Annotated in this window: 1 protein-coding gene; it reads right to left on the minus strand. The window is 63.5% G+C overall.

Features of this window, described 5'->3' with window-relative positions; genetic code table 11:
• On the minus strand, positions 1 to 617 hold a 617-nt coding region (locus AC4HNJ_RS21560; RefSeq protein ID WP_490481673.1), incomplete at both ends, for a DUF6531 domain-containing protein.

Consider the following 617-nt stretch of genomic DNA (forward strand, 5'->3'; position numbering starts at 1 on the left):
GCCAGCTGTCGTTGCCGCTGATCTGGTTGTAGGCAATGCCTTCGCCACACGGCAGCACCAACGACATGGTGGTGGTGATATCGCTGCCGGCACTCCACAGGTGAATACCGAAGTTGGCGTTGCCACCGATGCCGAAGACATGCGAATTGGGGTCGGCCGAGGTGTAGGCGCGCGTGAGCATCAGCGGCATCACATCGTGGATGGCGAAGTCATTCCATTGGTGGAAGAGAATGCCGGTCTGCAGATCGATCGGTTGTCCTTTGCTGCAGTTGTTGGCCTTCTGCGCGGTAGGCGGATTGGCGCTGCTCTGCGAGGCCCCTGCCCCCAGCGCCCAGGCCAGGGTCACCCCGGGATCGGGCGCCAGATGCTTGCGATCGGCGGTGACATGGCCCGAACCGTACATCTGCCAGCCTTCCTTGACGCTGTACACCCAGAAATCGGCCGGTGCATGGGCCTGGGCGTTGCCGTAATTGGGGTACACCACGCGGATGCCGCGCGCCGCTTCGGGGGTCAGCCCCTGCAGCACGGCATCGCCCGGCTGGATGGTGAAGTACATCGGGAAGTTGTCGGGCAACGGAAACGGCGCGTGATCCACTGGCGTAGGCACCAGCGCGATG

This window comes from Dyella sp. SYSU CM1112, assembly GCF_058216415.1.